Consider the following 19,392-nt stretch of genomic DNA (forward strand, 5'->3'; position numbering starts at 1 on the left):
CGGAAACTTGTGAACTGTGCCAAAACAGGTCAAGTGGTACTGGCTGGACAAGTTGTGGATAAATTTTAACCACGATTGGATCCATTTTCACAACCCTCTAATTTTGACGATTAAAATCAGTACATTAACTGTACAGACCGCGCAAAAGCTTGGTTTTTTTCTGTGGTTTACAATAAAGCTGATTGCTGATAATTCGTTGCGCTGCTATAGTTCACAGCTGCACAGGGTAATTAGAATCGATTTACCATTTATCGCTATTATCCTTGAGCAATTATATCTTGAGTAGATCGCTTAGTATTGAAACGCAGCAACTGGCATAAGACGTTGAAAGCTAAGTCTTCCTTGTCACCTACTCACGTACTCGTGTTTGAGTAATACCGCTAGATACGCGGATCACACAGCCTCAGCCTTGTGTGATGACTGTAGTGCCCACGAGCATCCCTTCCAGCCGGGAGGTTGCATTAAATAAAGCCATGGGATCAGGCACCGCGAGTTACGAAACCTGTGACAAGAGCAATGATGAAAACAAAGAAAATACAACGAGAATTTCTGTAATGAAAAGAATGTTAATTAACGCAACTCAAAAAGAAGAGTTGCGTGTTGCTTTGGTTGACGGCCAAAAGCTTTTCGATCTTGATATCGAAAGTCCTGGTCATGAGTCAAAAAAAGCAAATATCTACAAAGGACGTATCACTCGAGTTGAGCCTAGCCTAGAGGCCGCTTTCGTTGACTACGGTGCCGAACGCCACGGTTTCCTCCCTCTTAAAGAAATTGCAAAAGAATACTTCCCAGAAGGTTATACCTATCAAGGTCGCCCAAGCATCAAAGATGTATTGAGCGAAGGCCAAGAAGTGATCGTGCAAGTTGAAAAAGAAGAGCGTGGCAGCAAAGGCGCTGCTCTGACAACGTACATCTCTCTAGCAGGTAGCTACTTAGTTCTAATGCCAAACAACCCTCGCGCCGGCGGTATTTCTCGTCGCATCGAAGGTGAAGAGCGTACTGAACTAAAAGCTGCACTGAGTACTCTTGAACTGCCACAAGGTATGGGTCTTATTGTCCGTACTGCAGGCGTTGGTAAGAGTGCAGAGGAACTTGAGTGGGACTTACGTTTCCTACTGAACAACTGGGAAAACATCAAAGGTGCTGCAGACCAAAACCCTGCACCATTTTTGATCCACCAAGAAAGTAACGTGATTGTGCGCGCTCTGCGTGACTATCTACGTCGCGATATCGGTGAAATCCTTATTGATAGCAACACTATCTATGAGCGTGCTCGCCAGCATATCCAATTGGTACGCCCAGACTTCGTTAATCGTGTTAAAAAGTACGACAGCGAAATACCATTGTTCAGCCACTACCAAATTGAAAGCCAAATCGAATCTGCATTCCAACGCGAAGTGCGCCTACCTTCAGGTGGTTCAATTGTTATCGACCCAACAGAGGCACTTACCTCTATCGATATCAACTCAGCGCGCGCAACCAAAGGCAGCGATATCGAAGAGACGGCACTGAATACCAACCTAGAAGCAGCAGATGAAATTGCACGTCAATTGCGTCTTCGTGACCTAGGCGGTCTAGTGGTTATCGACTTCATTGATATGACGCCAGTTCGTCACCAACGTGAAGTAGAAAACCGTCTACGCGAAGCGGTTCGTATTGACCGCGCCCGTGTTCAAATCGGTCGTATCTCTCGCTTTGGTCTACTAGAGATGTCGCGCCAGCGTCTAAGCCCATCGTTGGCTGAAGCTAGCCACCACATCTGTCCGCGTTGTAGCGGTACTGGTGTGGTTCGTGACAACGAATCACTTGCACTTTCTGTATTGCGTCTGATTGAAGAAGAAGCGCTTAAGGACAACACATCGCAGGCTTTAGCGATTGTTCCTGTGCCTATCGCCTCTTACCTACTCAATGAGAAGCGCCGCTCAATTAACCACATCGAGCGTGTTCAAGAAGTGAAGATCACTATCGTCCCTGATTCAGACATGGAAACACCACACTTTGAGGTGATCCGTGTTCGTGAAGGCGAAGAGCAAGATCTATTGTCTTACCTACTGCCTAAGAAGCTTGAAGCACTGCGTGAAGCAGAAGCAAAAGAAGCCGGCGAGTCAGAGGTTAAGCCACGTAAAATAGAACAACCAGCACTGCAAGGCTTCGCGACACCAACGCAAAGCGCTCCATCTCCATCTACATCTTCGACTCCAGCGCCTAAGACGCCAGAGAAGAAACCAGTGGTTGAGCCAAAGGTTGAGAAACCTGGTCTGTTCTCACGTATTCTTTCTGCAATTAGCTCACTATTCGCGTCTCCAGAACCTGAAAAGAAAGAGCCAGAGAAGAAAGAAGACAACAACAAGAATCGCAACAATCGTTCACGCCGTAACCGCAACAACGATCAGCGTCGTCGCAACAACAAAGAGACTCGTGACAACGATCGCAACAAGAATCGTCGTAACAAGCCTAACCGTGACCACGATGAAGAAAAAGAAACGCAAAGTAACGAACAAGAGCCGCGCAAACCTCAAAACCGTCGTAACAAGCAGCAAGACCGTCGCAACAAGAAGCGTGACGAAGCAGCTAACAACTCGAAGGTAGAGGAGCAAGGCAAGCAAATCGCTGCTGATGTTCAAGCTGAGAAGAAAGCACCTCGTGCGGAAGAGAAAACAGCGAAAGTGAAAGAACGTCGTCAGCGTCGTAAACTCACTAAGCAAGTTCGTGTGAAAGATCAAAACGCGAAGCAAGAAGAACTCGAAACGCAACAAGAAGCCGCTGTTGTCGCCCAAGCTCCGGTAGAAAAACCGCAAGCTCCAGAAGCGTCAAACGAAGCAGGTGCTAAAGAGGAAGGCAAGCAACGTCGTAACCGTCGTTCACCACGTCACCTACGTGCAAGTGGTCAGCGTCGTCGTCGCGGTCGTGATCGTCGCCCTAACCCATTCCGCCTGCGCAAAGGTGGTGTTGCATCACCAGAGATGGCAATGGGTAAAGTGATGCCAAGCTACGGTATTGTGAAACCAAAACCGAAAGCGAAACCTCAAGAAGAAGTAGCTGAAACACCAGTACTAGCTGTAACAGGTATGGCAATGCCAGAAATGGCGATGGGTAAAGTCATCGTTATGCGTAAGCCAGAGCCCGTCGTTGCGCCAGAGCCAGTAGAAACTGCAGTCGTTGAAGCGGTAACAACTGAAGCACCTGCTGTTGCTGAAGCTGTCGTTGTAGAAGCTCCGAAAGCAATTGAAGCTGCTCCAGAAAGCACTCCAGCACCCGTCGCTGAAACTGAAGTTTCTGCAGAGCCTGCAATCGAAGCGGTAGCTCCTGCTGCAGAAGCGCCGGTTGAAGCTGCAAAGCCTAAGCAAGCGGCTCCTGCGAAAACAACGGTTAAAGGTCACGCAAGTGCACCAATGGCTAAAGCGGAAGGCAAGCAAGAGCTAGGTGAAATCATCATCAACGCAGCGCCTGCTAAAGCAGAGCGTTACCAGCCAAAAGGCGCTGGCAGTCAAGCTGCGTCTAACGCTGCTTCAGCGGTGATGACCAAACCAAATTACTAACCCTTTGCGGTTAGAAATTGACAACAACGAAAGGGCTACCAACTGGTAGCCCTTTTTTTATTCTTCATTCCACCCAGTGTATTATTCGGTGCTTCCTAATCTCGACACTATTTATGCATAACAATTTGTTTCAATATTGAACTTCTGGAGACAATTAGGTAGCATGCCCGACTTTGATTATTTCATTAGCAATGCACCTCACCTATGAGTTAACACTCATAGCTCATGACGCTCACTTACTCTTTTTTGCTCGCTGTTAATACAGTTGAAACAGTTTAAATGTCGAATGTGTGCTGGATGAAATGGATGTTAACCCAACAACATAAGTACGATTAATTTCATGTTTGAATTCCCACAGTTTTCTAAACACTCTGTAAAGAATGACGTTTTGTCAGGTCTTACAGTGGCTCTAGCACTGGTACCAGAAGCGGTGGCATTTGCCTTCGTAGCTGGTGTTGACCCTATGGTTGGCCTTTACGCTGCGTTTATCGTTGGTTTGGTCACCTCTATCTTTGGCGGCCGCCCGGGTATGATTTCCGGTGCAACCGGCGCGATGGCTGTGGTCATGGTTAGCTTGGTAGCGACTCACGGCGTCCAATACCTCTTTGCAGCCATCATGCTTGCTGGTTTGCTGCAAATTAGTGCAGGCCTTTTCAAGCTCGGTAAGTTTATCCGCATGGTGCCTCATCCAGTGATGATTGGCTTCGTAAACGGTCTCGCCATTGTCATCTTCCTTGCTCAGCTTGGTCAGTTTAAAGCGCCTGACCTATCCGGTGCACTCACTTGGCTACCACAAGACCAAATGATGCTAATGCTAGGCTTAGTCGCACTGACTATGGGTATCATCCACTTCCTACCAAAGATCACGACAGCGGTACCTTCTTCTCTAGTTGCGATTGTGACTGTCACTCTGCTGGTTCAAGGTTTAGGTCTTGATACGCGCACGGTTGTAGATTTCCTACGCTCAATGTCTGGTGATGAAGCTGCGACGCTTGCAGGCTCGCTACCATCATTCTCAATCCCAGCGGTACCACTAACGTGGGAAACGCTGCAAATTATTCTTCCTTACGCAATCATCCTTGCGGCTATCGGTCTTATTGAGTCGCTACTGACGCTTACCGTTTTGGATGAAATGACGAACACTCGCGGTCAATCAAACCGTGAATGTGTAGGTCAAGGTCTAGCAAACGTAACGTGTTCCGTATTCGGTGCAATGGGTGGCTGTGCGATGATTGGTCAGTCGATGATTAACGTAAACTCAGGTGGTCGTGGTCGTCTATCAGGCATCGTCGCTGCCGTTGCGCTACTGATGTTCATTCTGTTCGCCGCAGCACTGATTGAAATGATCCCGCTTGCTGCGCTTGTTGGTGTAATGTTCATGGTGGTTATTGGCACCTTTGAATGGGCTACATTCAAACTTGCACGTCGCGTACCTAAGAAAGACTTCTTTGTTATTGTTCTAGTAACTGTAGTTACTGTATTGACTGACCTTGCTGTCGCTGTTGCTGTGGGTGTTGTAGTATCGGCACTTATGTTTGCTTGGGAACACGCTAAACACATTTATGCGAGCAGCTGCATTAATGACGAAGGCTCAAAAGAGTATATGGTGAATGGTCCGATTTTCTTTGGCTCTGCCGCGAACTTCCTAGAGCTGTTTGATGCACCAAACGATCCTCAGGATGTTATTGTAGACTTTGCTAACTCACGAGTAACTGACCACTCTGCCATTGAAGCGATTGAGACGGTGGCTGAGCGCTATTCAGCTGTAGGCAAAACCCTACACCTGCGTCACCTCAGCCCAGATTGCCGCAAGCTACTCGATAAAGCAGGTAGCTTAGTGGAGATCAACGTGAAAGAAGATCCAAGCTATAAAGTTGCAACAGATGTACTTGCTGGTTAATCAGCAGGCACGATGAAAAGGGGTGGCGACACCCCTTTTTGCTATCTATCATTTGCCAACTATCTGGTGCTTTACCAACTATAGTTTGCAAGTACTAGCGCTCAATCTTATTGGGCGACTTTCACTCGCGCTATTTCATTGGAATTGTCAGCGAACTGGTTTTTAAGGTCAGCTTTACTTTTGAAAGTAATGTCTCCACCAGCAGCCACCGACATGTGTTGCGGATCAACATTATGCTTTGACTGATACAGCATAACGGCCTGCATACAAGAAGAGCGTTGTTCATCAGAAAGACGACTGCCCTCTGGCCAGCGGCCTGTTTCTGTGGCGTAAAGTAGCCTTTCGTATACATCTGGTGTCATTGCAGCTAATAATTGCTCTACATCCATAATAAACCTTCTTGTTCTAAAGATAACAGCCCCGCAATTTTGCGGTTCTGAGAGGTTAATTCATTACTCGAACCATAACCTGATGGTACACTGAGTCAAGTTAAGCTAGATAAATCAGTGTATTCGATCACAAGTAGTAACATGAATTTACCCCACTCTTTGCTCGTTCTTTTAAGTGCGTCTCTTTTAAGCGGCTGTTTTGAAACACGCAAGAATACAGATCAATTGTGCGAACAAGAACCCGCATTGAATTGTGCAGTAATGAATACGTCAGATGGCCAATGTCGGATCCCAAGAACCAACCTAATTTGGCATCGCTACGATATGCTAAGTGCACCAACTGAAGCAAATACTGTCCAAGATTATTATCTGCTCAAGGAGTATCGTAAGTGCTTGGAACTTGCTTCACAGATACAGCCTATCGAGCAAGCTGATCTTAAAGCGCGTCGATTCAATGCGCTTATGTTTACGATCAACGAACAAGAGCGTGTGACGCAGTCACTGAGTGCAACCACTTCACCTGACACTTTATACTTCTTGTGGAGTGAAACGGGAGACCACGCAGCAAGAAGGCGCTTTCTCGCAATGGAAGGGTCGCCTCAGCTAGACACACCACAGCTCCAGTACGCCTTGGCGACGTACTACATTTCCCGTGATAAGACCAAAACTTATCAACTGCTCAATCGTTCTTTGATGTTGTCTGAAGGGGTTAGTTCAGTAAACAATGATGTGATCCAAGCGCTAGCCAGCGTCACGCAGAGTCTTGACCAGCCAGAGCAGTCTTACCTGTGGGCGATGGTTGCAACTCAGTTTGATATCCCTATCGCATCGGAGAATGAACTTCGATTAATGTTCAACTTAAGTGATAGCACTTACAAGCGATTGCAAAAACAAGCTGACGACGTCACCAAAGCCATTAAAAGTGGTGACTACTCTCCAAGTCTCGCCATGTAATTAAAATGGTGAGCGACCAATATTAAAAAGCCCCAACCAAGTTATCTTGATTGGGGCTTTTGTATTCATTCGCTATCAGGATTAATGAAGCTTAAGGTTTGGACGCAGCACACGGTTGATGCGACCGACCAACATCATCAAGCCGGTCTTTAACACGCCATGAAGTGCCATTTGGTGCATGCGATACAATGAAATATACACCACACGTGCGATTCTACCTTCAACCATCATCGAGCCCTTAGTAAGGTTACCCATTAGACTGCCGACCGTTGAGAAGCGGCTTAGAGACACCAAAGAGCCATGGTCGTTGTAAACATAAGGTTTTAGCTCACGGTCGTTTAGCTTAGCTACGATGTTTCCAAAAGCGCGGCTCGACATTTGATGAGCAGCTTGAGCGCGTGGCGGCACAAATTTACCATCCGCTTGAGTACACTGTGCAAGGTCACCAATGACGAAAATATCGTCATCACGAGTGGTTTGCAGCGTGTCTTTTACTACGAGCTGATTGATACGGTTCGTCTCAAGACCAGCAATGTCTTTCATGAAGTCCGGCGCTTTAATACCCGCAGCCCATACCATGATTTGTGCTGGGATATGCTCGCCATCTTTCGTAGTTAGACCGGTTGCATCCGCTTGCGTCACCATAGTCGCTGTACGAACTGTCACGCCAAGTTTTGTAAGCTCAGAGTGTGCTGCACTTGAGATACGTGGCGGAAGTGCTGGCAAAATGCGCTCACCGGCTTCTACCAAGTTCACGTTAAGCTTGCTCGAGTCCAGATCACCAAACCCGTATGTACGAAGTTCTTTAACCGCATTGTGCAGCTCAGCAGAGAGCTCAACACCCGTCGCGCCCGCACCTACGATAGCAATATCTACCGTACCCTGACCGTTTTTCGCATGTAACTTCAAGAACTCATTGTTCATCTCAGTACGGAAACGGTGTGCCTGCTCTGGGCTATCCAGGAAGATACAGTTATCACGAACGCCTGGAGTATTGAAGTCATTAGACGTAGAGCCAATAGCCAAAACAAGAATATCATAGTCGATATTACGGCTAGGCATTAGCAGTTCACCCTGCTCATCCTTCAGCTCACTGAGCGTGATGTGCTTGCTTTCACGGTCAATCTCTTGGAGGCTGCCCATTTGGAAATCGAAATGGTGGTTTTTTGCATGCGCACGATAGCTCAATGCATCCACACCTTCATCCAGCGAACCTGTCGCTACTTCATGCAGCAACGGCTTCCATAAATGGCTGGCTTTACGATCAACTAGGGTAATATTGGCGCGCCCTTTACGTCCCAGTGTACGGCCTAATTTGGTTGCAAGCTCTAATCCGCCTGCGCCACCACCTACTACGACAATATTAGTCACAATGGCTCTCCTAAAAAGTGAAAATTTAAAAATTGAACGTGCCCCGACAAAGTCCAAGCACAAAAATTCTTGTCATTCTGCGTTAACTTGCATGAGTACAGAGTGCCCCTAACGCGTTACAAATCCGGTTTCACTTCACATATCGGCACAAAATCGTCTAATTTTGCGACCTTTGGGCAAGTTTTCTTCTTGCTCTCAATTTTTTTTGATATTTATCAAAATTTGTAGAATGGTTTTATTATATAGAGCAAATCAATGTCCGCAACTATTCCGTGGGATTATTTTTTCTTGGTAAATTAAATGGTGATTAAAGCAGCAATTACCGGCACAACAAAAAAACGGCCCTACTTAGAGGACCGTTTACAGGCTAAAACCTGGAGAATTCTTTAGATATCATGCATTTTTAAAAGCTTTCATCGCCTGCAAATGCTGAGAAATCTTCTTGAACTTATGAGTCTGAGTCTCATCCCATGTCACGTCATAATAATCACTTAATGCATCAGCCGTTTCGTGATTGTCACGGATCTCATCTTCACGAGATAGAACAACCATACATTGCTTCGCATTCTTAGTACGGAACTTCTCGACACACTTAGTGGCGATGTCTTCGTACTCTTCAGGACGGTCGATACGTCCTTGCATGTTGATCTCTGGATGAAGGTTTGGGTTAAAAACTACCTGTTTAATGCCACACAAAAAACCGATTCGCTCAGACCAATAGCCACCGAGTCCAACACCACAAATCAATGGATTAGTATCAGAAGACTCCTGAACTAACTTGTTGACCTCTTTGAGAAGAAACTGCATGTCATGTTTGGGATGGAGTGTGCTGTAGTTAACGAAGCGCACGTCTTCGTCGATGAATTGCAACTGAAGCACCTTTTCATGGTTGCCTGGGCTTGTTGAGTCAAAGCCGTGAAGATAGATAATCATAGTACCTCTCGATCATTCCTGTAATGGTACGCTTTCCTTAAATCTAACATGAAAGCCATAACTTCAAAGGGGTTAAACGCGTTTTACGATGATGGAACTGATAAACAGTGATCCATTCAACAATTTCGCTGATAAATTTGCTCAGCAGCAACTAAAAACTCTGGATTTTCCCATTGCTCTGCGGCGAGTACATACCAAAGCATGGCCATAATTTCAGAGTGAGGCTGCCAACTACGCATATCATCTAGCCACTCAGCGGCATTGTCGATATAACGATATTGCTGATAAAGATTAAGTCCCGTCTGGTAATCTAGACCCAACATATCCAACGTCAGGACTAAATCGAGCGTAGGGGAAGCCATCGCCGCATATTCCCAATCTATCACCACAAGCTGATCTTTGGCGCTTAGTATGTTGTGGTGACCAAAATCGAAATGGCAAAGCACATTGTCTTCGCAATGAAGCTTGGGTAACTGGCGGTATTTCTCATACAGTGACTTATAACGCCGTTTTAAGACATTATCGTGAATATGCGCCCAGTAATGGTCGAGTTTGGCGGTGAGATCAAAATTACGTATTGATAAGGACGGTTTGATCTCGTGGATCTTGGCTAACTCACTCAATAAAGCATCGGCCGGATGATCTGCCGAAATAGGTTTCCCTTCGCACCAAGTGACCAACAGCCCCTGCTCACCCTGCGCCACAACACGATTGGCTGAAAGATACCCTTCAACGCTCAATAACGCATTGGCTTCATTGCGGCGATCAATATCGAATACTTGGCAATGCTCACTACCCGCTCGCCAGACTAACCAACCATAATTCGATGTAAGAACGCGCCAACAACGATTGGTTAGCCCTCCAGAAAGAGGAAGTGCCCCGAGGGGCACTTCATTAATCAGAGAGGGGATGGCCGCAAGATTGGGCGCTGATTGCAGCGCTTGCTTCCATGGCTGCATCATTAACTCTGTAATATCGGCATTACAGACCCAATACCGAGCGAGACTCTTGTTTACGAATCTCGGTCTCGTCAGCCCACTCAATCAGGCCAGTTTCTAGATCCATAAGACGCATCGTCATTTTGTAGTAGACGTCTTTGTCACTGCCCGCCTCTTTAACGATGCTGCTCAAGTTGCCGTAAAGCATGTACTGTGCGCCCACCATTTGACCAAATTGAATCGCAGTGCTTTGGTTCACAAGCTCGTCGTTGTTTTGGAAGTTAAGCTGCTCACGCACAGACTCTACGCGATCCATATCCACGAAACGGAATTTGCCTGAGTTAAGCATCTTGGTACTGATTGTGTCAGTAATCGACTCAGTATCAATGTGCTCTGTGGTTTTATTCTTAATGCGCTCAACAAACACGATTGGACGGCTGTCGCGAGTGATTGCCGCTACAGAGCCCGACATCAACATGCTATCAACCATATCCCCGGCAATTTTTTGCAGATCAGTCGAACCGAAATCGATGGTCGTTGTTTCAGTTGCCTGTGCATCGCCATAGCTGACTTTATTTGAACAACCGCCAAGAATGACAGCTAAACCCAACAAAGCAATAATACTCTTTTTCATTTTGTTTCCTTAGTCTTGCTTACGTTTCCAACTCGTGGAAATTAATCATCAGCTCCGCGCAACTGCACACGGAATTCTTTACCATTTGGATTAACAGACACCTCAGAGAGGGTAATGGTTTCATCACCGCGTAAAATGGCTCTACGCCACGGCGCCTGTTTTGTATTGACTTCTAGGCCTTGCTCGTCATACCAATAAAAACGATATTGAATCGTTTGATCGACAGAGGTCTTATTCGATAGCTTAACCACCGCTCTAGGGTGACCATTTGTGTCAACAGTAGAGATGTCGTCAATGGAGAACTTATCCCCCATTTTTTCATCCCCATAAAGCACCGTCTGAGTCTGTCCCTCAATTTTAATACCGGCTGTTTTGCTTGAGCTACAGCCAACAATTGAGAGCAACACCCCAATTACTACTAACCACTTTTTCATTACAATCTTCCTAGTTGCTTGTGCCAAATAGTGGCATTACCACCTTGCCTCGAAATCCAAACCAAGGCTGTTTGGCGATCTCTTACTTCAAAAGTATAGTCCTGACCATCCACTGTGAGTGTATGCTCACCCGCATTCACTATGCTACTCGCCGCGTTTACTCGCCCCGGCAATGTTTGCCAACTGCGGGTATCCGGTTGTTCAGTCAAAGTATTCCACACGTTGAACAGCAGATTACCCACGTTGTCTTCATCACCCGTCGAGCTTTTACGAATCTGATCTTTTGCATACACACGCAGCGCTTGTCTTAACAAAATTGAAGGCATGTTCTCAGAAAGCTGCTGCTGCGCCATCAAGTTTACATCAACCAGCTCATCGCTCTTCATCGATTTACTGTCTAACACCAGAGGCGACAGTTTTGGCGGAACATTGGGTACATAATAAGGCAAGGCGACAGTATACAGAGCGGTATTGCCACGACTGTCATAGATAGGCAAAGTCAGGTTCCAAGCCTGCATCGCCGAGACAACCCCCTGCTCTTCCAGCACAATCACCCTACCCTGACCTTGTTTTGGCCCAGAGCGATCGCCATATTGTTTTTTCAGTTTAGCCAAATCTTGATTACGGCTAGAGCGTTTCGCCACGCGAATCGCGGATTCAATAACCGCTTCATTTTCAGGTGCAACGGCTAAAGCACGCGTGTAATCAATATAAGCACCATTTAAGTCATTCGACGCTTCATACAGAAGACCCGATAGGTACAGTAGATAGCCGTTTTGAACTGCCTTGAGCTTGTTACCTGCATCAGGGTAGCGTGACAGTACTGATCCCAAGTTTGGTGATAGACCTTGCTGCTTGAGCTGCTGCTCCGCCGATTGGAGATCTTTTTCTCTTGCTTGACGAGCTCGCTCTTGAACTCGATTAGCGCGTCTTACTTCGACCAACGCGCCTTCAAGATCATTGCTTTCAACGTAGTTAAGTCCAAGGTACAAGTGTAGAAAACCCAGCTCATAGTCAGGCGGGGTATACTCGGTAATGTTGTCGTTAATCGCCAACGCACCGACACTGGTTGCTGTGTCAGTAATCGAGATCAACGCTTTATCCTGCTGCACGCGCACCGCTTTATCACTTAATTCCAGCGCGGACTTACTTTGCGGGTAGTCGCGGTTCAAAAATTCCACTCTACCGCGTTCAAAGTTATCCAAAATTCCGCCCGCTACAGGCTCAGCTGGCAATGCTGACAAGGCCTTATCGTACTGACCTGTTTTTACCGACTGGTAAACAATCGTATTTTGCTGAGTATAGTGACTAAATAGATTGCCGGCGGAAAGCCCGGCACAAGCGGTCAAGGTCGCTGTAAGCGCGACCGTTGCCGTATGTTTAACGCAACGTCTTAACATAAATTTTGAATAACATGACTCATTTGTTTGTGAAACTATGACCGCTAAACGCCAATATGGTTGCAACTCGGCCGATATTGGCCACAGCTTCATTCGTACGCAACAGTCAGGATAACAACTTGGTTAACTTGCTACCTATGACGTTTTAGCCGACTAATAGGGGTCCAAGTGGACGACCGCCCACAAGGTGCATATGAATATGATAAACCTCTTGTCCACCATAAGCGTTGCAATTCATGATCAGACGGTAACCGTCATCAGCAATGCCTTCTTCTTTTGCAAGCTTTTTCGCGACAGTAAACATACGACCCATCATTGCTTCGTCATCAGCCTCAACATCATTCACTGTTGGGATCAGTTTGTTTGGAATGATAAGGATATGGCTTGGCGCACGAGGATTAATATCGCGAAACGCCGTCACTAAGTCATCTTGATACAAAACATCAGCTGGGATTTCTTTACGAATAATTTTGCTAAAAATGGTTTCTTCAGCCATGAAGGTCTCCAATTACCAGATAGGATACGTGTGTGAGTGAATACACTTAATAATAAAAGAAAGTATGCACCATGGGCTTAGGGATCACAATTGAAAGCAAACCCAACTAGCTACTTGTTTTTATTATTGTTCAAATCTTCAACGTGTCGACTCTTTCTCTCGAAGACTGAGCTAACACTTCTTCACAAAACTATCACTTTTGTTGTGTTTTTGATGAGTGCGTCATAAAACGTAGCACTGTTTATTAGATATATTTCAGTTTTTGCTATTTGTAACGATAGAGAGACATAGCACCAACTGATATTTAGTCCGCACGCAGATTGTGCGACAGGTTGGTGACAAGCGTCCAGACTATTTTTGTATCGTTTTTGTATTGCTGCACTTTATAGGGAGAGATAAATGCAGGGTTCTGTCATCAGAAGAATGTATGCCGGCTTTACGCTGATCGTCGTACTATTCGTCATCACTATTGCCATCATGCTTAACGGCATGAATCAGATTCACCAAAACTTTGGTTCGGTATCGAACACATCGTTACCCCTGGTGTCCATGTCTAACCAAACCAGTGTGCAGCTGCTATCCGCTGATAAGTCATTCAAAGACTTTCTCACTACGCAGAATGAAGAGCGCATGACCATTCGCCGTGAAGAGTTTACGGTATCGATGCAGAAATTTGGCGAGGCGCTTACTCAGCTTTCTGAAGTCAGCCAAGGTATCCCAGAGCTTGAAACGGCTATTACCGAATTGCGTGACGTGCAAACCCGTTATGACCAGGAAGCGCAAACAGCTATGGACAACTACCAGTCCATGTTTGCCGCGCAAGAGCAAGTTCAGCAATCGACTCGTCGCTTCCAAAAACTTCACGCTGACTTATCCGTGGGTATGAAAGATTATGTGGATGATTCATCGAGCATCTCGGTGAAAGTGATGGCGAAGAGCTACTTCATTAAACTTAAGGATGCTGAAATCATTACATCCGATGCGCTTGCTAGCAGTGATACAGAATTTGTACAGCAAGCCGTAAACAAAAACCGTAAGGCAGTGAGCCACTTAAACTACGCGTTCAATGGCCTAGTCACTCAGATGCCAGAGCTAAAAGACGCTTTTTCTGAGTCGGTAGCTCAATTTACGCAGGATGTCGGCCGCAAAGGTGGGGTACTCGACCAACACAACAACTACCTTATTGCTAAAGATGCCTTATACCAGAACATTGAAAGTCTAGCCGTCGTGGTTGACGATGCCATGGGAACACTTAATGGCTTCAATGACATTGCAACCAGTAACCTCAATTCATCATTGGCTCATGCCGGTGACATTTACAACGAAGGCGTCATCAAAGCCGTCGGTATCGGTTTTGTTGTAACATTGATTGCGGTTGGTATTGGCTATCACATTGCACAAAGTGTCCGCCAACCACTCAACAGCACGCTTAAGACGCTGGAGAGCCTAACTGAAGGCGACATGACTCAGCGTATCGAAGTGAAATACAACAACGAGTTCCGCCGTCTAGGGAATCACATCAATACCCTTGCGGACAGCTTACACAACGTTCTGGTCAAGCTTAACGATGCTTCGGACAACCTAACGGATACCGCAAGCAGCAACCAATCGACATCAGCCAGTGCCCAGCAACAGTTGAGCGCTCAGCGTGAGCAAACGGCTAACGTTGCTACAGCAATGACGGAAATGTCTCATTCGGTACAAGAAGTGGCGAACAGCGCGCAAAGCTCTCTAGAGAAAGTGCATGCCGTAGAGTCTGCATCTGAATCTGGTCGTCAGATCATGAGCACCAACATCAGCACGATCAACCAGCTTGAAACTCGTCTCAATGAATCGGTTGAAGCGGTGGGTGAGCTGCAACGCATGAGTAGTCAAATTGGTAGTATTCTTGATGTAATCCGCAATATTGCAGAACAAACCAACCTGCTCGCCCTCAACGCAGCGATTGAAGCGGCACGTGCAGGTGATCAAGGTCGAGGCTTCGCAGTCGTTGCGGACGAAGTTCGAGTGTTGGCACAAAAGACCACGGAATCAACCACAGAAATTGAAACCATGATCAGTAACTTACAGTCTAGCTCAAAGAGTGCTGGCTCAGTGATTGAAAGCTGCATGAAAGATATGGAGCTGTCCGTTGAGCAAGCTTCAAGTGCTAATGGCGCGATGGAAGAGATTCAAGCGCTCATTATTGAAATCAGCCAAATGAGTACTCACATCTCTCAAGCCGCTGCAGAGCAGAGCGAGACAACCGCTGACATCGCGAAAAACATTGAAGAAATCAATCACATCGCAGATGACAGTTACCAAGCCATGTCGCAAATTGCCGCGACCAGCCAAAGCTTAACTAGCCTTGCTAACCAACAAGGCGAACTGGTACATCGATTTAAGCTTTAACTTCGTCAATAAAGCGTAAATAATTCAACAAGAGCGAGATTCCTAGAGTCTCGCTCTTGTTTTTTAAACCTAACGCCATTATATCTTGAGTATGGCTTGCTTTACTTTTTAAAGACCTAGCGCAGGGCTGCGTTGGGTCGTCTTCCATTTTCTTCGGTAAGCCAAATGTTGAAGGAAACACTATGGCCGTTCATGTAGGCATCATTGACCAAGACCCGATTCGCTTGGTCACTCCATTACTCGATGACCGCACCGTCAGTCGTCATATCATTTTTATCGGTGACGAATCCCAGTTTGATATGTATGAGCGCCTGAGCGCCGTACTTGGTGAGCGAGAAATCACCTCTGAGTTTTTTGAAATTCCCAATATCGTCAACACCTCAGCCATCAAGCAATCCATTCTAACGCTCGCCAATACACTCAAAGAGAAAAACCTTGAGGTCAAGCTCAATGCAAGTTGTGGTTTAAGGCACAGACTGCTGTCCGTCTATGAAGTGTTCCGCACCTTCCACTGGCCTATTTTTGTAGTTGAGCCAAACAGTGACAAGATGTGCTGGTTGTACCCAGAAGGCGCACAGGATGCCCAGGTGCAAGACCACATTACTATTGGCGACTATCTAACCATCTTTGGCGCGAGAGGCGAGTTCACTGACTACGACCTACCACCACAGTTAGATAAGAAGCTGTACCAACTTGGCGAGAAATGGGCAAGTAACGCCCTAGAGCTTGGCCCTGGCCTTGCGACGTTAAACTACCTTGCGACTACATGCCGTAAAGAGCAGAAACTTGATGTCGCCTTGTCTGAGAAGCAGCAAGGCTACCGCGAGCTGAACATGCTAATCAGCGACCTAGTCGAGTCTCAAATCGCCAATTACGACAACGGGGTACTGACGTTTATCAGTGAAGACGCTCGACGTTTCTCAAACGGTGAATGGCTAGAGAACTTAGTTCATAGCACAGTGAAGCAAATCCGTGATGACTTGCCGACCATTCAAGATCACTCGCTAAATGTACAGGTGTATCGTCAGCTCGGAGAGCGTGAAGTGCGTAACGAGTTGGATGTCGCTTCCGTGGTGAACAACAAGCTGCACATTATCGAGTGTAAAACCAAAGGCATGCGGGATGACGGTGACGACACGCTCTACAAGTTAGAGTCACTGCGCGACCTCCTAGGTGGCCTGCAGGCACGAGCGATGCTAGTAAGCTTTAGACCCCTTCGTCACAACGACATTACTCGCGCAGAAGATCTGGGACTGGCACTTATCGGCCCTGATGAACTCAAAGATCTCAAACACCACCTCACTATCTGGTTCCAAGGCGCTGGCGGTATTGATGAGCGTGCGCGTCTGAGCTAATTTCCAACTAGCTCATACAAAAAAGGCTTGGCACAGCGCCAAGCCTTTTTGCTATCTAAATCTGAATTAAGCAGATTTGATTTGTTCACGCTTTACTGCAGCTTTATGCTTCATGCCAACGATAACCACACACACGTATGCGGCAATCGTTAGACCAAGGATAGCAAATGGTAGTGCTGCCCAGCCGTAACCATCAACGGCAATACCACTGATCACACTGCCAAAACCAAAGCCAAGCGAGATAAAGAACATCATCAGACCTTGAGTCAAACCGCCGCCAACAAACGTCAGACGTGCAGCAATCGCTGGAGAAATCATGTCCGTTACCGTAATACCTTGCAAGTAAACGAGGAATAGCGCTAGAGGAATGATGTAGTGCAGAGACATACCCGCTTCTGCAATCACATAAGCAATAGCAATCACCACGATTGATGCAACTGCAGATAGCTTAAATAGGCTTAGGTTACCAAAGCGTGCAACGAATTTTTCCGCGGCAACCAGAATCACTAAGCCAAGAATTGATGCTACCGAAAGGTTGGCTGCAGACAGAGACTGAGACACACCATAGCCATTCTCTAGTAAGTTCGGATATTGTGCTTGGAATGCACCTTGACCCGCACACAGTAGGCCAACCGCCAACAAGAATAGACCAAAGTTAGAGAAGATAACCTTAACAAAGCCAACTTTTGGTGCATCATCTTCTGCAGCTGCAGCTGCCATAGCTTCCGCGTTATCAAGAATACGCTGCGCTGGCTTCTTATTTGTTAGCATAGTGATAACCGCGAGCACTGCAACGATCGCCATCATTGCTATAAAGCGCATTTCGTATGACCAGCCAAGATCTGTCACGTACGCGAGTGCAATGCCAGATAGCAACGAACCGATAATAAGAACCTGAGCCATGCGACCAAGCATAGACGCTTCGGTCTTTGCATCGTAACCAGCAAAAGTGATAAACACTGGGTTTAGCATAAGAAGAATCGCAGAGCCTGTACCAAAGAAGACTGAGCCTACCGCCATCATAGAAAAGTTGCTACCCGCAGTAAGGAAACATGCGCCAGCCAGTAAGTAAGACACCATACCGAAAAGCTGAGCAAGACGGTGTGCCTTATATTTGTCTGCTAGCATGCCAATAACTGGAGCAAAAAGGCCAGCCAGACCAAACAGACCCATTGCCAAGCCAGCGTCCGTTGCGCTGCCAGTACGAGCAAGGATGAACGATGGCACCATCATAGGAATAAAAACGATTTGTACGATACCGTAAGCAAAGTGCGCTGAGAACCAGCCTTCTAAGCCAAGCTTTTTCAACATGTTGCAGACCTCTTTAGGAAAATATCCATAGGGTTGTAGGAATAAAGGAACAGTACGGCAAAAAGAATCCTTCTTTTACCCACTTTCATCATAGCCTCCATAATCAACGATAATAAGTAACATACTAGTACACGTTTTGTGTGCTTATCTGTTACTCTAGCGCGCTCATTGTGGCAGGCATTTAAAGGCCGCAATCATAGCAAGGTCTCCATTAGCCAGTAATAGTGCTACCTCCCCCACTGTCAACATAACGCTTCACTGAGCGTCACAAATGCTATACTCTACGCATCATAACAATAAACTCATTAGCGACTCATTCACACGCTAATTCTTTTGGTGGGAGCTCCCCCTATGAACCTTACAAAATTGCGAGTGTTTGCACTGACTGCCGAACATGGCTCGCTAACCAAAGTTGCCAATATTATGGGTAAAACCCGCACATCTTTGAGTATGGCTCTCTCGAGCTTAGAGGATGAGCTTGGCGTAGAACTGTTTGAACGAACTCGTAATCGCCTAGTTCTGAATGATGCAGGTGCAGCCTTACTGCCAGACTGTCGGAATATTCTCAATATGGCTGAGAGCTTGTACTCAAAAGCAGAACAGTTCCGCCAAGGCGACAGCGACAAAATCCGTATTGCCTACGATGACACACTTCCATCGACGTTTTGGCGTCGGCAGTTAGTGGCACTGTCTGATGAGTTTCCTCACATATCGCTCACTGCAATAAAATCATCCAGTGCAGATATTCCAACGCTCGTTAAAGAAAACCACGTTGATCTTGGCTACGGGCTTGTGTTTAGTTCAGGTGACGACCCAGCGATCAAAGTTCGCGCTCTGCACCGTATTCGTATGATGGCCGTCTGCTCACCACTACATGATTTGGCTAAGCTATCTAATGTGACCAGCACAGACATCACTGCCTATCGTCAAATTGTACTTTCTCACCTTTTCGACGAAATTCACCAAGATTTCCGCCCGATTTCTAGTAGTACGATGAGCTTTTCTAACTATCAAGAAGTACTAGAGGCCGTGGTTGATAACCTCGGCTGGGGCATTATTCCTGAGAGTTTAGTCAAACAAGAACTACGCAAGGAGCATCTTGTGGTACTCAAGCACCCAAATGGAATGTACTACGAGAGCTTTGGCGAGATGTCTAGACCGAATGACCATACCGTTGAGACGCGTCAGGCGCTGATCGATGGAATTGAGGAAGGGATTTACGATTTGTTTTAAGGGTTGTGGTTTCTTTGGATTCTGCATATTTACCCCTCCTAGCCTCCCCTTATTAAGGGGAGGAACCATAAGCTCGCTACGCATCGCCTTATAATTAGTGCAATGTTACGCGAG

Annotated in this window: 15 protein-coding genes; 6 read left to right on the top strand and 9 right to left on the bottom strand. The window is 46.4% G+C overall.

Going from position 1 to position 19,392, the window contains the following annotated elements:
• The first annotated feature begins 554 nt into the window (after window positions 1-554).
• Window positions 555-3,539: a ribonuclease E gene (gene rne / locus PG915_RS11420; protein ID WP_353496638.1), complete on the top strand. Its 2,985-nt coding sequence runs from the start codon at window positions 555-557 to the stop codon at window positions 3,537-3,539.
• Between the two features lie 340 nt (window positions 3,540-3,879).
• Complete coding sequence (locus PG915_RS11425; RefSeq protein WP_353496639.1) at window positions 3,880-5,439, top strand: SulP family inorganic anion transporter; 1,560 nt, start codon at window positions 3,880-3,882, stop codon at window positions 5,437-5,439.
• Window positions 5,440-5,546: 107 nt separating this feature from the next.
• Here PG915_RS11425 and PG915_RS11430 read toward each other — a convergent pair whose 3' ends face one another.
• Window positions 5,547-5,828, bottom strand: a complete 282-nt coding sequence (locus PG915_RS11430; protein ID WP_353496640.1) for a YeaC family protein — start codon at window positions 5,826-5,828, stop codon at window positions 5,547-5,549.
• Between the two features lie 141 nt (window positions 5,829-5,969).
• Between PG915_RS11430 and PG915_RS11435 the strand changes: the two genes are divergently transcribed.
• Window positions 5,970-6,782: a DUF2989 domain-containing protein gene (locus PG915_RS11435; protein WP_353496641.1), complete on the top strand. Its 813-nt coding sequence runs from the start codon at window positions 5,970-5,972 to the stop codon at window positions 6,780-6,782.
• A gap of 81 nt (window positions 6,783-6,863) precedes the next feature.
• Here PG915_RS11435 and PG915_RS11440 read toward each other — a convergent pair whose 3' ends face one another.
• From PG915_RS11440 to hinT, 7 genes are all read right to left on the bottom strand, one after another.
• Window positions 6,864-8,153, bottom strand: a complete 1,290-nt coding sequence (locus PG915_RS11440) for an NAD(P)/FAD-dependent oxidoreductase (protein WP_353496642.1) — start codon at window positions 8,151-8,153, stop codon at window positions 6,864-6,866.
• Between the two features lie 393 nt (window positions 8,154-8,546).
• On the bottom strand, window positions 8,547-9,086 hold the full coding sequence (gene ycfP / locus PG915_RS11445; protein ID WP_353496643.1) for an alpha/beta hydrolase YcfP: 540 nt from the start codon (window positions 9,084-9,086) through the stop codon (window positions 8,547-8,549).
• Window positions 9,087-9,202: 116 nt separating this feature from the next.
• Window positions 9,203-10,045: a phosphotransferase gene (locus tag PG915_RS11450; protein WP_367357775.1), complete on the bottom strand. Its 843-nt coding sequence runs from the start codon at window positions 10,043-10,045 to the stop codon at window positions 9,203-9,205.
• A gap of 22 nt (window positions 10,046-10,067) precedes the next feature.
• Entirely contained in the window at window positions 10,068-10,658 is a 591-nt protein-coding gene (lpoB, locus tag PG915_RS11455) for a penicillin-binding protein activator LpoB (RefSeq protein WP_042476725.1), read from the bottom strand.
• 41 nt (window positions 10,659-10,699) lie between these two features.
• Window positions 10,700-11,092, bottom strand: coding sequence for a YcfL family protein (locus PG915_RS11460; RefSeq protein WP_353496645.1), 393 nt, complete (start codon window positions 11,090-11,092; stop codon window positions 10,700-10,702).
• On the bottom strand, window positions 11,092-12,492 hold the full coding sequence (locus PG915_RS11465; protein ID WP_353496646.1) for a COG3014 family protein: 1,401 nt from the start codon (window positions 12,490-12,492) through the stop codon (window positions 11,092-11,094). Before PG915_RS11465 ends, PG915_RS11460 begins: the two co-directional genes overlap by 1 nt.
• A 145-nt stretch (window positions 12,493-12,637) precedes the next feature.
• Complete coding sequence (hinT, locus tag PG915_RS11470; protein WP_353496647.1) at window positions 12,638-12,988, bottom strand: purine nucleoside phosphoramidase; 351 nt, start codon at window positions 12,986-12,988, stop codon at window positions 12,638-12,640.
• Between the two features lie 399 nt (window positions 12,989-13,387).
• On the opposite strand from hinT, the gene PG915_RS11475 reads away from it, so the two are divergent.
• On the top strand, window positions 13,388-15,379 hold the full coding sequence (locus PG915_RS11475) for a methyl-accepting chemotaxis protein (protein WP_353496648.1): 1,992 nt from the start codon (window positions 13,388-13,390) through the stop codon (window positions 15,377-15,379).
• Between the two features lie 182 nt (window positions 15,380-15,561).
• On the top strand, window positions 15,562-16,734 hold the full coding sequence (locus tag PG915_RS11480; protein ID WP_353496649.1) for a DUF1887 family protein: 1,173 nt from the start codon (window positions 15,562-15,564) through the stop codon (window positions 16,732-16,734).
• Between the two features lie 66 nt (window positions 16,735-16,800).
• Here PG915_RS11480 and PG915_RS11485 read toward each other — a convergent pair whose 3' ends face one another.
• Window positions 16,801-18,045, bottom strand: coding sequence for an MFS transporter (locus PG915_RS11485; RefSeq protein ID WP_353496650.1), 1,245 nt, complete (start codon window positions 18,043-18,045; stop codon window positions 16,801-16,803).
• Between the two features lie 351 nt (window positions 18,046-18,396).
• Between PG915_RS11485 and PG915_RS11490 the strand changes: the two genes are divergently transcribed.
• On the top strand, window positions 18,397-19,278 hold the full coding sequence (locus PG915_RS11490) for a LysR family transcriptional regulator (protein ID WP_353496651.1): 882 nt from the start codon (window positions 18,397-18,399) through the stop codon (window positions 19,276-19,278).
• Window positions 19,279-19,392: the final 114 nt, after the last annotated feature.

The organism is Vibrio sp. CB1-14, assembly GCF_040412085.2.
Taxonomy (GTDB): Bacteria; Pseudomonadota; Gammaproteobacteria; order Enterobacterales; family Vibrionaceae; genus Vibrio; species Vibrio chaetopteri.

Excerpts from the sequence above, each read along its gene's own strand:
- PG915_RS11490 (WP_353496651.1), top strand. The coding sequence starts at position 18,397 with ATGAACCTTACAAAATTGCGAGTGTTTGCACTGACTGCCGAACATGGC.
- PG915_RS11465 (WP_353496646.1), bottom strand. The coding sequence starts at position 12,492 with ATGTTAAGACGTTGCGTTAAACATACGGCAACGGTCGCGCTTACAGCG.
- PG915_RS11485 (WP_353496650.1), bottom strand. The coding sequence starts at position 18,045 with ATGTTGAAAAAGCTTGGCTTAGAAGGCTGGTTCTCAGCGCACTTTGCT.
- PG915_RS11425 (WP_353496639.1), top strand. The coding sequence starts at position 3,880 with ATGTTTGAATTCCCACAGTTTTCTAAACACTCTGTAAAGAATGACGTT.
- lpoB (WP_042476725.1), bottom strand. The coding sequence starts at position 10,658 with ATGAAAAAGAGTATTATTGCTTTGTTGGGTTTAGCTGTCATTCTTGGC.
- PG915_RS11460 (WP_353496645.1), bottom strand. The coding sequence starts at position 11,092 with ATGAAAAAGTGGTTAGTAGTAATTGGGGTGTTGCTCTCAATTGTTGGC.
- PG915_RS11430 (WP_353496640.1), bottom strand. The coding sequence starts at position 5,828 with ATGGATGTAGAGCAATTATTAGCTGCAATGACACCAGATGTATACGAA.
- hinT (WP_353496647.1), bottom strand. The coding sequence starts at position 12,988 with ATGGCTGAAGAAACCATTTTTAGCAAAATTATTCGTAAAGAAATCCCA.
- PG915_RS11480 (WP_353496649.1), top strand. The coding sequence starts at position 15,562 with ATGGCCGTTCATGTAGGCATCATTGACCAAGACCCGATTCGCTTGGTC.
- rne (WP_353496638.1), top strand. The coding sequence starts at position 555 with ATGAAAAGAATGTTAATTAACGCAACTCAAAAAGAAGAGTTGCGTGTT.
- PG915_RS11435 (WP_353496641.1), top strand. The coding sequence starts at position 5,970 with ATGAATTTACCCCACTCTTTGCTCGTTCTTTTAAGTGCGTCTCTTTTA.
- ycfP (WP_353496643.1), bottom strand. The coding sequence starts at position 9,086 with ATGATTATCTATCTTCACGGCTTTGACTCAACAAGCCCAGGCAACCAT.
- PG915_RS11450 (WP_367357775.1), bottom strand. The coding sequence starts at position 10,045 with ATGCAGCCATGGAAGCAAGCGCTGCAATCAGCGCCCAATCTTGCGGCC.
- PG915_RS11475 (WP_353496648.1), top strand. The coding sequence starts at position 13,388 with ATGCAGGGTTCTGTCATCAGAAGAATGTATGCCGGCTTTACGCTGATC.